Raw genomic sequence first — 13,468 nt, 5'->3', positions numbered from 1 at the left:
CGTCACCCCGCCCCCAGCGCCCAGAGCAGCACGCCCTTCTGCGCGTGCAGCCGGTTCTCTGCCTCGTCGAACACCACGCTTTGCGGGCCGTCCATCACCTCGTCGGTGATTTCCTCGCCGCGATGCGCCGGCAGGCAATGCATCGCGATCGCATCCGGGGCGGCGTGCTTCAGCAACTCGGCATTGAGCTGGTAGGGCGCCAGCAGATTGTGCCGCGCCGGCGCGCGGCCGTCGCGTTCGTCGGACATCGACACCCAGGCATCCGTCACCACGCAGCGCGCGCCGGCCACCGCCACCATCGGGTCGTTGGTCAGCTCGATCTTCGCCCCCTGGGCGCGCGCCCAATCCACCAGCGCGGCGGGCGGGGCGAGTTCCGGCGGGGTCGCGATGCGCAGGATGAAGCCGAAGCGCGCCGCGGCCTGGATGAAGGATTGCGCGACGTTGTTGCCATCCCCGGTCCAGGCGATGACCTGGCCGGCGATCGGGCCGCGATGTTCCTCGAAGGTCATCACATCGGCCATGATCTGGCAGGGGTGCGAGATGTCGGTCAGGCCGTTGATCACCGGCACCGTCGCGTATTCCGCCAATTCGCGAATTTTCCGTACATCGTCGGTGCGCAGCATGATGGCGTCGACATAGCGGGAGAGGACGCGGGCGGTGTCCTTCGGCGTCTCGCCGCGGCCCATCTGCATGTCGCGCGACGTCAGCACCACCACCTCGCCGCCGAGCTGGCGCACGCCGACCTCGAAGGAGACACGGGTGCGGGTGGAGGGCTTTTCGAACAGCAGCGCCACGGTCTTGCCCGCGAGCGGCTTGTCCTTCAGTTCGCCGCGCTTGGTGCGGGCGCCGAGGTCCAGCATGCGCCGCAGCGAGGCGCTGTCGAAATCCATGATCTCGAGGAAGTGACGGGGGGCTCCGGGCCCCCCGTCGATCGGCTTCAACACGGCACTCACTTTGCCGCTACCTTGGCGTTGGATGGCGTCATGCGGCGGCAGGCGCGGTCGAGCAGATCGACCGCCTCATCCGCCTCGGCTTCCGTAATGATGAGCGGCGGCGCCAGGCGCAGCACGTTCATCCCCGCGGCGACGGTCAGCAGGCCCTCGGCGACGGTCGCGGTCTGCATCTCGCCGTTGGAGACTGCCGGCTTCAGCTTGATGCCGAGCAGCAGGCCGGCCCCTTGGATGCCCTCGACCACCGAGGGATGACGCTCGGCGAGGCCCAGCAGCCCCCTCCACAGATGACGGGCGACACGGTCGACGCCATCGAGGAAGCCCGGCGCCATGATCACGTCCATGACGGCGAGCCCGGCGGTGCAGGCGAGCGGCCCGCCGCCATAGGTCGTGCCGTGGGTGCCCGGCTTCAGGTGCTTGGCGACGGCTTCCTTCGCCAGCACCGCGCCGAGCGGGAAACCACCGCCGATGCCCTTGGCCGCGGACATGACGTCGGGTTCGATCCCGGCCCATTGGTGCGCCCAGAGCTTGCCCGAGCGCCCCATGCCGGTCTGCACTTCATCAAGGGCGAGCAGCAGGCCGTATTCGTCGCAGACCTGGCGCAGTTCCTTGAGGAAGCGGAGCGAGGCGGGGCGCACGCCGCCCTCGCCCTGGATCGGTTCGATCATGATGCCGGCGGTCTGCGCATTGATCGCCGAACGCACGGCATTCATGTTCTCGAACGGCACATGGGAGAAGCCTTCGACCGGCGGGCCGAAGCCGGCGAGGTACTTCTCATTGCCCGTCGCCGACAGCATCGCCAGCGTCCGGCCATGGAAGGCGCCCTCGAAGCAAATCATCCCGAAGCGTTCGGGGTGGCCGTTCTCGGCGTGATACTTGCGGACGGCCTTCACCATGCCTTCGTTCGCCTCGGCGCCCGAATTGCAGAAGAAGACGGAATCCGCGAAGGACGCGGCGACGTGGCGCGCGGCCAGTTCCTCGGCCTGCGGGACGCGGTACAGGTTGGAGACGTGCATGACGCGCGCCGCCTGTTCCGCGATGGCCTTCACCAGATGCGGGTGGCCATGGCCGATGCTGCTGGTGGCGATGCCGGCGCCGAAATCTAGGAATCGTCGCCCATCGACCGTCCACAGGCGCGCGCCCTCGCCCCGCTCGAAAGCAAGGTCGGCACGGTTGTAGGTCGGCATCAGGGCGGGGATCACTGAATCCACTCTCCGCAGTCTCCATCGGGCGCGCCACCGCGACGATCGCGGCACGGACCCATGGGAAAGAAGGGAGAATGACCCAATTACGCGCGCGGCAAAAGAGTCTGGAATGCGAAGCTGTTCTGCGCGGCATGAAGATGGGGTGAAGGCGGGCCCCGGCCACGCCTTCGCGAGCGGCGGCTTGTACCGGCGGCCTTGCCTCTTGACCCGTGGAACCGGGCAGGGCGTCGGCCGATGCGCGTGAGGGACGTGTTGTCGCGCGGCAGAACCGGAGAGCGTTTTGCCCCCTCCGCGTGGGGCAGCGCCTCACACCCCCACCAAAGGCCTGATGGCCTCTGGACACCAATGCCGGGTGTTGGGCGGGGGTATCTGCGAGAACAACAGTCGCGTTGGGCACGGGAACGACTCCCGGCACCGATCCGATGTGTAATGCTTGGCACCAGGTATCGGTCTCCAAAGGCCTCGGGCCTTCGGTGGGGTGGTTTGGAGGGGCAAAGCACCTCCAATCTTCCTTCGCGGGCCATCCAACAGGCCGGTTGAAATTAAAGGTTGGGCGCGCGCGGGTCGCGCCGCACAGGCACATGCGCCGGGTCGATGGCGCGTTCGACCATCGTCCCCGCCGGGTTGCGGGCCGTCCCGTCGCTCTGCGCCGGGTAGGCGCCGGACATGTTGGTGCCGAGCACGCGGTCGGTGGCGCGGCCAGTCGCCGAGCCGGGCGGATCACCAGGCTGACCATCGGTGACGCCGCAGGCGGCGAGGCTACCGACCAGCAACAGAGCGGCGGCGCGGGGCAGGTTGGGGCGGGGCATCGAACTCTCCTTGGCGAGGATGATGCCCGTTCAACGCGGCGCGCTGTCGCCGGTTGCGCCGAGGATCAGGCGGGGTCGCCGGTGTCGACCAACAGGCCGGCCGCCTCGATACCGGCGATGCAGCATTCCTCATCCTTCGGCGAGGCATCGCCGCTGATGCCCACCGCGCCGAGCAGCACGTTGTTCGTATCGCGCACCAGCACGCCGCCCGGCACCGGCACGGCGCGCCCGCCGGTCAAGTCGGACAGGGCGTTGGTGAAGCCCGGCACGGATTGGGCGCGGCGGGCGAGTTCCCGGGTGCCGAAGCCCATCGCCAGCGCGCCGAACGCCTTACCGGTGGCGATCTCGGGGCGAAGGATCGAGGCGCCGTCCTCGCGCTTAGCCGATTTCAACTGGCCGCCGGCATCGAGCACCACCACGCAGAGCGGCAGCAGCCCGAGCGCGCGGCCCTTGGCGAGGGCGGCGGCGGCGATCGTCTCCGCCTGGGCGAGGGTCAGGCCATTGATGGCGGCCGGATGGGCGGGCTGGGGCATGGACGTGTCTCCGTGATCGGTACGCTTCCCGATAGGCGGCGCGGCCGCGGCCGTCCAGCGACGCCGGCCCGAGGCTGTCTGGAAGCGCCGGCACGTCCACGCCCGTAGCCTGGCTGGCGGTGGAAGCGCGCCGGATGGTGCGTTCCGAACCGACCCTCAGCGCCCCGTGGCGGGCGGCGACGGCGTGGTGACCGGCGGCGTGGTCGGCTCGCGCGCCCCGGCGGTGGCGCCGCCCAGCATGCCCTGAGGCGTCGTCCCGGTCGCATTGGGGGCGTCGAGCCCGGCCGCCGAGCCGTCCGTACCGCGATTGACGGCATGGGGGGAATCGGTGCGCGGCGGCTGGTTGGCGGGCCCGGCATCGCGGCCGACGGCGTCGACCTGGCCTGGCTGCGGGCCGCCATGCTGCGGCGGCGCGACGGGCTGGGCGGCGGCGAGGGTTGCGCCGAACAGCAGCGCGGGCAGTAGGTGAAAGGGGCGCATGGCGTCCTCCGGCATTGGTGGAGGGGCAACGCCGGGGGCGAGCCGGCGGTTGCGTGCGGCGCCGGCCGCACGCGTCGCTTGGGTGCGCCGCCGGCCCATGCGAGAAGGCGCCCATGATCGCTGACGGCCAAGGACAGAACAGGCGTGAGCGGCGAGCGCCGCGCCCGGCGGGCAAGCCGCCCACCGCGTCCCGCCTGCGGGAGGCGGCGCTGGCGCATCTCGCCCGTTTCGCGGCGACCGAGGCCGCGCTGCGCCGGGTGTTGGAACGCCGGGTCGATCGCTGGGCCCGTGCGGCGGAAGCCGAGGGGCAGGCGCGCGAGGCCACCGCCGCGGCCGCCGCGCTCGCCCGAGCCGCCGCGGCCGAGGTCGCCGCCGCCATGGTCGCTGCCGGCGCGGTGGATGATGCCGCCTTCGCCGAAAGCCGCGCGCGGCGCTTGGCCCGTACCGGACGGTCGCGCCGGGCGATCGCGGCGCATCTCTCGGCCAAGGGCATCGCCGCCGAGACCGCCGCCGCCGCACTGCCCGAGGACGAGGAGGCCGAGCTTGACGCCGCCCTCGCCTATTGCCGCCGCCGGCGCATCGGCCCCTTCGCACGGGAGGCGGAGGATGCCGACAGGCGGCGCAAGGCGCTGGCGGCGCTGGCCCGCGGCGGCTTCGCCCAGCCCGTCGCCCGCCGCGCCCTCGCGATGGACCCGGCCGAGGCTGAGGACCGGCTGCTCGCCGCCCGCCGCGCATGAGCGGGCCGGGTATCAGCTTCACCCGCGCGGGGGTGCTGCGCGGGGCGCGGCAGGCGATTCCGCTGGTGATCGGCACCTTTCCCTTCGGCTTGGTGGTCGGCGTGATCTCGGCGGCGAAGGGGCTGTCGCTGCTGGAGACGCTGCTGATGTCGGGGCTGGTCTTTGCCGGCTCCTCGCAGCTGCTGGCGCTGGAATTATGGACCGACCCGGCGCCGGTTGCCGCGGCGACGCTCGCCGCGCTGGTGGTGAACATGCGCCTCGCGCCGATGGGCGCGGCGCTGGCCCCCTGGCTCAACCGGCTGCGGGGCTGGCGGTTGTGGGGCACGCTGGCGACGCTGGTGGACCATTCCTACGCGCTCTCAGTCGCCGATATGCGGCGCGGCGGGCGGGATGCGGGGTTCCTGCTGGGGGTTTCGCTCGCGCTGTGGTTCTTCTGGATGATCGCGGTGGGGCTCGGCCATGTGCTGGGGGCGGTGGTGAGGCTGCCACCCGGGCACCCGCTGTATTTCGCTGCAGTGGCGACCTTCTGCGCCATCCTGGTACCTGTCTGGCAGGGCGTGCGGCGCGACCTGCTGCCGTGGCTGTTGGCGGCGGCGATGGCGCTGGTCGCATGGTCGGCCGGGCTCGGCGCGCCATGGCCCCTGTTGGCGGGGGCGCTGTCGGGGGCGGTGCTTGGCGCCTGGCTGGAGATGCGCCGGGCATGACGCTTCGCCTCGATGTGCTGTTGGCGATCTTGGGCATGGCGCTGGCGACCTATCTGTGCCGCGCCGGCGGCTATGCGCTGTTCCGAGCGCTGCGCCCGCCACGCTTCGTCGAGATGACGCTGCAGCATCTGCCAGGGCCGATCTTTGTCGCCTATGTGGCGCCGGCCTTGGCGATGCAGGGGCTGAAGGGCTTCGTGGCGGCGGCGCTCGTGGTGCTGGCGCAGGCCGTGACGCGCAATCTGGCGGTGGCGATCGCTGTGGGGGTGGCGGCGATCTGGGTGTTGGGGATGGTGGTGTAGGGGCGGGCGGGTGAACCGGAGAGGGGCTTTGCCCCTCTCCGAACCTCTCCCCACCAAATGACAGTGTCATTTGGAAAGCCGACCCTGGGCGATGGGCACAAGCGCCGGCCACGTCGTCGTCACGCGCGTCGTGCACCCAGGCGGGTTTCGCATTCATCCTGACAGTGGGGCGCGGTGCCAAAATAGGGCATTCCAAAGTGCCCGGCACTTGGCCGGGGTGGCTTGGAGGGGCAGCGCCCCTCCACCCTACCGCCCCGTGGAGATCGGGACCAGCACGGCAGTCGGCACCGCTGGTGCATCCGGCGCGCGCACCCTGACCGCCACCGAGGCCGCGCCGCCATCGGCATCGAGCACCGTGATGCGGTAGAAGCCGGCGCCGGGCGGCGTCCAGGCGACCTCCCGCCGGGCCGGTTCATGCGGCAGTGGCGCGCCATCGACCAGGAAGGCCAGCGGCCGCCGACCCCCTGCCGCGCGCAGCGTCACCGGGCCCGCCCCTTCGGCCAGCGCAGCGCCGGCCGGCGGGAACAGCAGCCGCAGCCGGTCGGCCGGTGCTTGCCGTCGTGGCGCATCGGCCATCACGCGCAGCCCCTCGCGCGGGGCTTCGGGCAACAGGGCGAAGACCCGCGCCAGCACCGGCAGCGCCGCATGCCGCCCGGTCGCCCCCGGCGAGGCCGTGCCGTCTGGCCGGCCGACCCAGACGCCGGCGACATGCCGGCCGTCAAATCCCATCGCCCAGGCGTCGCGCCCGCCCCAGGAGGTGCCGGTCTTCCACGCCACGCCCGCCCGTCCGCCGTCGGGGAAGCGCTGCACCAAGATGGCGGCGACGGCATCCGCCGCGCGGCGTTCGAGCGCCTGCTGAGCCTCGGGGCTGTCGCCAGGCGTCAGGCGCAGCGGCAATGAGCGGCCGTGGTCGGCGATGGTGGCATAGAGCGCCGTCATCTCCCGCAGCGTGGTGCCGGCGCCGCCGAGGGCGAGCGGCAGGGATGCATCCGCCCCGCGCGGCAGCCGCGGCGCGGCGCCGGCCAGCTTCAGCGCCGAGGCGAAGCGCAGCGCGCCGACCTGGTCGAGCAATGCCACGGCCGGCAGGTTCAGCGACATCCGCAATGCATCGGCGGCGGTGACGCGGCCGGCGAAGTCGCGTGAGAAATTCTCCGGCGCATAGGCGCCGAAATGCCGCGGCAGGTCGGCGATGATGGTGGAGGGCGTGACGATGCCGCGCTCGAAGGCCATGGCGTAGAGGAACGGCTTCAGCGCCGAACCGGGCGAGCGCACCGCCCGCGTCAGGTCCAGCGCCCCGGCGCGCGATTCCGCGCCCCACTCGCCGCCGATCAGCGCGCGCACCTCGCGCGTTTCGATATCGGTCACGACGATCGCGAGCGCGGCGCGGTCTGGCAAAGTCGCCAGCACGTCGGCGGCGAGGCGTTCCGTCGCGCGTTGCAGCCCGGCATCGAGCGTCAGGGTCACCGGCGCGGTCGCCCCGCGCGCCATCTCGCGCGACAGATGCGGCGCGAGGCGCGGCATGGGCTGGCGGCGTTCCGGCATGGCGGCGGCGAGTGCCAGGTCGCGATCCGCCGCCGATAGCCCGGCCGCCGGGCCGCCGCGTCGGGCGAGCACCGCGTCGCGCGCCGCACGCGCCGCGACAGGGTGGCGGTCCGGGCGCAGCGATGCCGGGCGGCGGGCGAGCGCGATCAGCAACGCCGATTCGGCGGCATCGAGCCGCATCGCCTGGCGGCCGAACCAGGTAAGGCTGCCGGCGCGGATCCCCTCGATATTGCCGCCCTGCGGGGCGAGCGTCAGCCAGATGCCGAGGATCTCATCCTTGCTGAAGCGGGCTTCCAATTGCAGGGCGCGGAAGATCTCGATGAGTTTGGAGCGCAGGTTGCGCGGCCGCGGTTCGAGCAGCCGCGCCGCCTGCATGGTCAGCGTCGAACCGCCGGAGACGACGCGCCCGGCCCGCAGCCACTGGAACGCCGCGCGGGTCAGGGAGATGGGATCGACGCCGATGTGGTGGCGGAAGCGGCGATCCTCGGCGGCGATGAGCAGGTCGGTGAGCGTGGCCGGCACATCGGCCGTGGTGGTGCGCAGGCGCCAGGTACCGCCGGGGACCGGCAGGACGGAGAGCGTGCGACCCTCGCGGTCCAGCACCTCGGTGCCAGTCGTGGCGAGCCGCGACAGGTCGGGTGGGAAGGCGCGGTCGAGGGCGAAGGGGGTGGCGATGATCGCGGCGATGCAGGCCGCGAGGGTCGCACGGCGGCGGGTCAGGAACATGGGGCGGCGCGAAGACTGGAGGGGCTTTGCCCCTCCAAACCACCCCACCAAAGGCCTAAGGGCCTCTGGACACCAGTACTGGGTGTTGGGCATGGCGGGCGCGTTGGCGTGGTGTGGTCGCGTTGCGCGGCAGGGCCGAGCACAGCCTCCATGGGCCATAATACCGACGGAACTTGCCCCGCCGCGCTCGGTACCCGAGCAATCCCCTGCCACCGCGCAGGGCAGGCCCTTTGCACTCCCGAAACCCCCGCCGCGCCCAACACCCAGTACTGGTGTCCAGAGGCCCTGAGGCCTTTGGCGGGGAGGTTCGGAGGGGCAGAGCCCCTCCGATTGCCGCCCGCCGCCTTCACGGCAGCACCGTAATCCGCGCCACGTTCTGCCGTGCGAAGATCCCCGGCCGGTACATGTCCTGCGCTTCCGCGCCGGGCAGCTCGAATGCCCCCGGCGTTACCGCCCGTAGCCGTACCGCGACGCGCGCGAAGGGCTGGGCCGGGGTGACCGTTACGGCCGCCGCGTAGCGGTCATCGAGGGCCGGCTGGCTGTCCACCGCGGTCAGCGTGCCGAGCCATGGCATGCCGGCGATGTCGCCGGACGGCAGGCGGGAGGCGATTTCCCAGCCGGCCGGCAGGCCCTGGACCATCATCGCCTCATGCCGGTCGTTGGTCTCCGACCGCAACTCCATCAGCAGGATGAAGGAGGTGTTCTGCGCCAGCGTGTCGAGGTTCAGCGGCTCGCCGTTCAGTGCGAAGAAGCGGCGCGTGACGCGGAAGCCCTCGCGCGCGGCGGGCAGCGCCTGGCGCGGGATGCCGGTGATCGACACCGCCTGCCAGACCGGCGCGGTGCCGAGGTTGCGCGCGGTGCCCGAGGCGGTGAGCGCCGTCACCACCATCGGACGCGGCGGCAGGGCGGAACCGTTCACCGCGACGCTCGCCGCCCGCATGCCCTGGCCGAGCACCTGCGCGGCGAGCACCGCCCAGGCCTGTTCCTGGGTGCTGCTGCGATTGGGGGTGAAGTCGGCGCCCGGCAGCACCGACATGGCTTGGGTCAGCCGGTCGGTGAGCAGCCCGCTTTCGCGCAGCAGCAGCGTGGTCGCCAGCGCGTCGCGCGACGCGGTGCCGTAGTCGAAGGACCAGAAGCGCCGGCCGGTGGTGGCGAGCGCGGCGGTGAAGGCCTGCTGCGCGCGCACCGTGTCGCCGCCACGCGCGAAGGTGGCGGCGAGTTGGGCGCGCGAGATCTGCGTCGGCATGTCATTCAGCGATTCTATCAGTCGCCGTGCCGCGCCAAGGCGTGGTTGCCCGGCCAGCGCCATCGCATAGAGACGATAGGCCTGCGCCGCGCGATCGGTCGGGCTGTCGCCGCCGGCATCCTCGATGGCGTCGTCGAGGAAGCGCAGCGCCTCGCGCAGCGCGCCTTCCGGCACGGTGGCGCCGGCGGTGCGGGCGCGCAGCAGCGCCTCGACCGCGTAGGGCGTCAACCATTGCTGCGCCTCGCCATCGGCGCTCCACATGGCGAAGGAACCATCGAAGCGCTGCCGGTCGAGAATGGCATCCACCGCGCGTTGCAGGCGGATGGCGCGGTCGGAGCCGGCCTCGGCGGCGAGGTCGGTGGACAGCGCCAGCGCGCGCGAGGCCGATTGCTCGAGGCAGGCGAGGGGGAAGTCCTCGACCGCGCGCAGCATCGCCGCCGCGTCGTAGCGGACCACGGCGCCGAAGGAGGCGCTGGCCCGCCAAGCGCCGTTGACGAAGCGGTCCGCCGGGACCGTCAACGGCAATTCGACGCCGGGCGGCAATTCGACGCCGGCGACCTCCGTCACGCGCGGGCGGGAGGAGCGGATGGTGATGCGGCTCTCGCGCTCAACCCGGAAGCCGTTTGGACCGGTGACGGCGAGGCGTACGACGCCTTCGCCGCCCTCGGTGGCGCGCAGCGTGGTGAAGGGCTGCGCGCGGGCGCCGGTGGCGAGGTTCGCCGCGAGGCGGGTCGGCCCGACGATGGACAGGCCGCCGGTGGTGGACAGCTCGGCGGCGACCTCGCCGGCCGGCAGTTCGATGTTGTGCAGCAGGACGGACAGCCGCGCCTCGTCACCCGGGGCGAGGAAGCGCGGCAGCAGCGCCTCGGCCACTACCTGGTCGCGCACGGTCAGCGCATGGGCGCCGGCGCCGATGCGGGTGCCTTCCCAGGCCACCGCCATCAGCCGCAGCTCGCCGGCGAAATCCGGGATATCGAGCGGTACCATCGCGACGCCATCCGGCCCCGCGCGCACCACGCCCGAGAACAGCGAGACGAGACGCTGCGGCGGCTGGATGACGTCCGCCCCGTCGCCTTCGTCGCCTCCCTGGCGCAGTAGGGCGAGCTCGCCTTCGGCGGGCGCGATCATGCGGCCGTAATCGTCGCGGATGTCGACGCCGAGACCACGCCGGCCGAGGAAATGCGCCGCCGGGTCGGGGTTGGCGAAGTTGGTCAGGCGCAGGATGCCCTCATCCACAGCGGCGAGGGTGAGCAGCACCTGGCCGTTCGCATTGGTGACGCGCACCGGGATCTCGACGCGCTGGCGCGGGCGCACCAGCGGCGGCGTGTCGATGGCGACGCCGAGCGTGCGCGGCGCCGGGTCGAGCCCAACCCAGGCGAGGCCGAGCCCGCGGCCCGGCTCGCCGGAGCGCGTCTCGCCGGGACGGAAGACAGTGACGGCGACATAGGCGCCGGGGCCCCAGGCGGCATCGACCGGGACCTCGATCTCGGTGCCGCCCGCGGCGACGTCCACCTCGCGCAGCGACACCAGCCGGTCGGTCAGCACGGCGATCGAGGCATGGCCGGCGAAGGGCGGGGTGATGCGGATGCGCGCGGTGGCGCCCGGCACATAGGATTGCCGGTCGGCGGCGACATCGACGCGGTCGGGGATTTCGGCGCTCTCGACGCCGGCCCATCCGGAGCGGAAGCGGATCGAGGTGATGCCGAGGCCCTTGGTGTCGGACACTTCCAGGCGATAGCGCCCGAAGGCAAGCGAGCGGGCGAAGCGGACGGGCTGCCCGGCGTTGACGGTCAGTTCCTGCGCATCGACCGGTTCGTCGCGCCAGACGGTTTCCCACCTCGCGATCGAGCCGCGCACGACGATCCGCCAGTTCGGCCGTTCGCGCACCAGGCGCAGGCGCAGCACGGCAGGCACCGAGCGGCCTTCGGGCGAGACGGCGGCGATGTCGAAGGCAGCTTCCGCGCCGGCATCGATGGCGTCGCCCTCGAAGGCCGGCTTCACCGCGATGAAATTGGCCCGCGCGCGGATCGGCACGGTGAAGCGTGTGCGGGTCTCGCGGCCACCCGGTTCGCTCATCGAGACCGAGACTTCGCCCTTCACCGGGCGCGTGGTGTCCGGCGCCTGCGGCAGGTCGAGCGTCAGGGTGGTGCGGCCCTGCTCGTCGGTCGCCGGGATATCGAAAGTCAGCAGGTCGGGGGCGAATTGTTCCTGGGCGAGGCCGAAGCGCCAGCCGCGCCATTCGGGGAAGGGCTCGGGGTCGGTCAGCAGGCGCATCTCGGCCTGGCCGGTCAGGCCGGCGCCGGGCGCGCCATAGAGGAAGCGCGCGGTGACCGGCACGGGGAGGCCTTGCGGGCCGGGCACCAGCGGGCCAGGGACGGGGCCGGCGGTGACGGCGAGCCGTTCGGGCAGGAAGGCCTCGACCCGGAAGGTCGTGCGGCCGACCGGCGGCGCATCCGGGTCGGTCAGCGCCTCCAGCGACCAGACGCCGAAGGTGGCGCCGGCTGACAACCGCATCGGCCAGTAGATGGCGCCGCCATCCTGGCGCGGTGGAACGTATTCGGCGGCGACCTGGCCGTTCGGGCGACGCAGTCGCAGCCGCACCGGCAGGTCGAGCGGGCGGCCCGCCGGGTCGCGGATCAGGGCGGCGACGTTCACCGTCTCGCCGGGGCGGAAGATGCCGCGGTCGAGCCACAGGAAGGCATCGACCGGCCCGGGCTGTGGCAGGCCGGTGGCGCCGCGGTCGGACAGGTCGAAGGAGGCGGCTTCGAGCGACAGCGCGGCGAGGTCGTCGGCGGTCTCGGCATGCACGGCGACCGGGGCGAGCGGGCCGGTGCCGCGCATCAGCGCGGCGGGGAAGCGGGCGAGGCCGTCGTCACCGGTGCGCGCCTCGGCCAGGATCTCGTTGTTGCGCGCCATCAGCATCAGGCGCAGCCCGGCGGTGACGGCGGCCGATTGCAGGGAGCGCGCCTGCACCGCGAGGCCATCCGCCCCGCGCCAGGCGGTCAGCCCGATATCGGAGACGAAGAAGGGCAGGGCGGCGGTCTCGCCGCTGCCGCGCCGCGCATCGGCATTGCGCAGGACGACCAGATAGGCGCCGGGGCCGGCGCTGCGCATCACATCGGGCAGCGGCAGGATGGAGCGCAGGGTGCGGTTGACCTGCATGCCGCGCAGTTCGGCGCGGCCTTCCCACAGGATGCGGCCCATGTCGTCGCTGATGGTGTCGGCGGACCAGGATTCCAGCGCCTGGCCTGGCGTCCAGTCGCGGCGCAGCGGCACCAGATTGCGTTCGGCCACGCGCACCAGGCGCATCGTCATGGCGTTGACGTTGACGGTGGCGACGCCGATGCGCGGTTCCTGGCCGCGCGGCAGGATGAAGGCGCGGGTGTCGAAGGCGATGCGCGGGTCGCGGTTCGGCATGGCGATGCCGACCGTGGTGTCCTGGCGCAGATTTTGGCGGTCCTCGCCGGGCAGGCCGGCGCGCAGGACCAGCCGCGTCGTAGCGCCCCAGGGCAGGCCGGCGATGCAGAGCTGGTCGCCCTCGCGTTCCACCGCGAGCGAGGGGATCGGCGGGTCGGCGCGGATCCAGTCGGCGGGGTTCCAGTCGGTGCGACGGGCTGGCGGATTGGTGAAGGTGAGGCAGGCGCGGGCGGGTTCGGCCTCGGCTTCCGGGGTGACGCGGCGGACCAGCATGCCGGCGGCGCGGCGCGCGGCTTCGAGGCGCTGGCGGTATTCGGGCGTGTCGGAGCGTTCGAGGATGGTCTCCAGCGCCTCGATCTGCTGCACCGGGCGGTCCATGCGGCCAAGCACATCGGCGATCACCAGCAGGGGCGCGATCTCGGGCTCGCCATAGGGGGCGAGCTGGAAGGCGCGCCAGGCGGCCTGCAGGGCGCGCTGGTTGTTGGGCGGCGTGCGACTGGCCTGCGCCTGGGCGAGCGACAGCCAATGGTCGCCATTGGGCTGGCCCATGCCGATGCGTTCCTCCCAGGCGGTCGCGGCGGCGGCGTAGTCGCGGCGGGCCTCGGCCTGCTGGGCGCGTTGTTCGGCGGCGAGGCGCTGCTGCGGTGAGCCGCCGGCGGGGAAGCGGCGGCGCATCTCTTCGAAATACTGGCCGCTGTCGCGGCTGAGCCCAGGTAGGTCGAAGGATTGCGCCTGAGCGAGACCCGGCAGGGACAGCATGACGATCATCAGCAGGCGGACAAGGCGCATGTTTGGCGTTCCCGGGTCTGTTCGCGCGTCC

10 protein-coding genes are annotated in these 13,468 nt (G+C 72.5%); 3 read left to right on the top strand and 7 right to left on the bottom strand.

What is annotated here, in order from left to right:
• Positions 1 to 2 precede the first annotated feature (2 nt).
• From argF to IEY36_RS03995, 5 genes are all read right to left on the bottom strand, one after another.
• Positions 3 to 953: an ornithine carbamoyltransferase gene (gene argF, locus IEY36_RS04015; protein ID WP_373290295.1), complete on the bottom strand. Its 951-nt coding sequence runs from the start codon at positions 951 to 953 to the stop codon at positions 3 to 5.
• Positions 950 to 2,152, bottom strand: coding sequence for an aspartate aminotransferase family protein (locus IEY36_RS04010; protein WP_188966089.1), 1,203 nt, complete (start codon positions 2,150 to 2,152; stop codon positions 950 to 952). The genes argF and IEY36_RS04010 overlap by 4 nt, the downstream gene beginning before the upstream one ends.
• A gap of 545 nt (positions 2,153 to 2,697) precedes the next feature.
• Positions 2,698 to 2,964, bottom strand: coding sequence for a hypothetical protein (locus IEY36_RS04005; protein WP_188965649.1), 267 nt, complete (start codon positions 2,962 to 2,964; stop codon positions 2,698 to 2,700).
• Between the two features lie 65 nt (positions 2,965 to 3,029).
• Complete coding sequence (locus tag IEY36_RS04000; protein ID WP_188965648.1) at positions 3,030 to 3,497, bottom strand: GlcG/HbpS family heme-binding protein; 468 nt, start codon at positions 3,495 to 3,497, stop codon at positions 3,030 to 3,032.
• A gap of 156 nt (positions 3,498 to 3,653) precedes the next feature.
• Positions 3,654 to 3,977, bottom strand: coding sequence for a hypothetical protein (locus tag IEY36_RS03995; RefSeq protein WP_188965647.1), 324 nt, complete (start codon positions 3,975 to 3,977; stop codon positions 3,654 to 3,656).
• 113 nt (positions 3,978 to 4,090) lie between these two features.
• Between IEY36_RS03995 and IEY36_RS03990 the strand changes: the two genes are divergently transcribed.
• Genes IEY36_RS03990 through IEY36_RS03980 form a run of 3 tightly spaced genes read left to right on the top strand, consistent with a single transcriptional unit; the run spans position 4,091 to position 5,717 of the window.
• Positions 4,091 to 4,714: a RecX family transcriptional regulator gene (locus IEY36_RS03990; protein WP_188965646.1), complete on the top strand. Its 624-nt coding sequence runs from the start codon at positions 4,091 to 4,093 to the stop codon at positions 4,712 to 4,714.
• Positions 4,711 to 5,418, top strand: coding sequence for an AzlC family ABC transporter permease (locus IEY36_RS03985; RefSeq protein ID WP_188965645.1), 708 nt, complete (start codon positions 4,711 to 4,713; stop codon positions 5,416 to 5,418). Before IEY36_RS03990 ends, IEY36_RS03985 begins: the two co-directional genes overlap by 4 nt.
• Positions 5,415 to 5,717: an AzlD family protein gene (locus IEY36_RS03980; RefSeq protein WP_188965644.1), complete on the top strand. Its 303-nt coding sequence runs from the start codon at positions 5,415 to 5,417 to the stop codon at positions 5,715 to 5,717. The genes IEY36_RS03985 and IEY36_RS03980 overlap by 4 nt, the downstream gene beginning before the upstream one ends.
• Before the next feature lie 246 nt (positions 5,718 to 5,963).
• On the opposite strand, the gene pbpC is transcribed toward IEY36_RS03980, so the two are convergent.
• Together pbpC and IEY36_RS03970 are read right to left on the bottom strand one after the other, a co-directional pair.
• Positions 5,964 to 7,985 carry a penicillin-binding protein 1C gene (pbpC, locus tag IEY36_RS03975; protein WP_188965643.1) on the bottom strand — a complete coding sequence of 674 codons (2,022 nt, stop codon included), beginning with the start codon at positions 7,983 to 7,985 and terminating at the stop codon, positions 5,964 to 5,966.
• Between the two features lie 346 nt (positions 7,986 to 8,331).
• The gene (locus IEY36_RS03970) at positions 8,332 to 13,437 is read right to left on the bottom strand and encodes an alpha-2-macroglobulin (protein ID WP_188965642.1); all 5,106 of its coding nucleotides are present in this window, start codon (positions 13,435 to 13,437) and stop codon (positions 8,332 to 8,334) included.
• Positions 13,438 to 13,468: the final 31 nt, after the last annotated feature.

This window comes from Neoroseomonas lacus, from assembly GCF_014644535.1.
GTDB classification, from domain to species: Bacteria; Pseudomonadota; Alphaproteobacteria; order Acetobacterales; family Acetobacteraceae; genus Neoroseomonas; species Neoroseomonas lacus.
Note: the sequence above shows the minus strand (reverse complement) of the source record. Positions and strands in the feature narration are given on the sequence as shown.

What these genes read in the sequence shown, in the direction of transcription:
- IEY36_RS03980 (WP_188965644.1), top strand. Translation starts at nt 5,415, where the DNA reads ATGACGCTTCGCCTCGATGTGCTGTTGGCGATCTTGGGCATGGCGCTG.
- IEY36_RS04005 (WP_188965649.1), bottom strand. Translation starts at nt 2,964, where the DNA reads ATGCCCCGCCCCAACCTGCCCCGCGCCGCCGCTCTGTTGCTGGTCGGT.
- IEY36_RS04000 (WP_188965648.1), bottom strand. Translation starts at nt 3,497, where the DNA reads ATGCCCCAGCCCGCCCATCCGGCCGCCATCAATGGCCTGACCCTCGCC.
- IEY36_RS03970 (WP_188965642.1), bottom strand. Translation starts at nt 13,437, where the DNA reads ATGCGCCTTGTCCGCCTGCTGATGATCGTCATGCTGTCCCTGCCGGGT.
- IEY36_RS03995 (WP_188965647.1), bottom strand. Translation starts at nt 3,977, where the DNA reads ATGCGCCCCTTTCACCTACTGCCCGCGCTGCTGTTCGGCGCAACCCTC.
- IEY36_RS03985 (WP_188965645.1), top strand. Translation starts at nt 4,711, where the DNA reads ATGAGCGGGCCGGGTATCAGCTTCACCCGCGCGGGGGTGCTGCGCGGG.
- IEY36_RS03990 (WP_188965646.1), top strand. Translation starts at nt 4,091, where the DNA reads ATGATCGCTGACGGCCAAGGACAGAACAGGCGTGAGCGGCGAGCGCCG.
- pbpC (WP_188965643.1), bottom strand. Translation starts at nt 7,985, where the DNA reads ATGTTCCTGACCCGCCGCCGTGCGACCCTCGCGGCCTGCATCGCCGCG.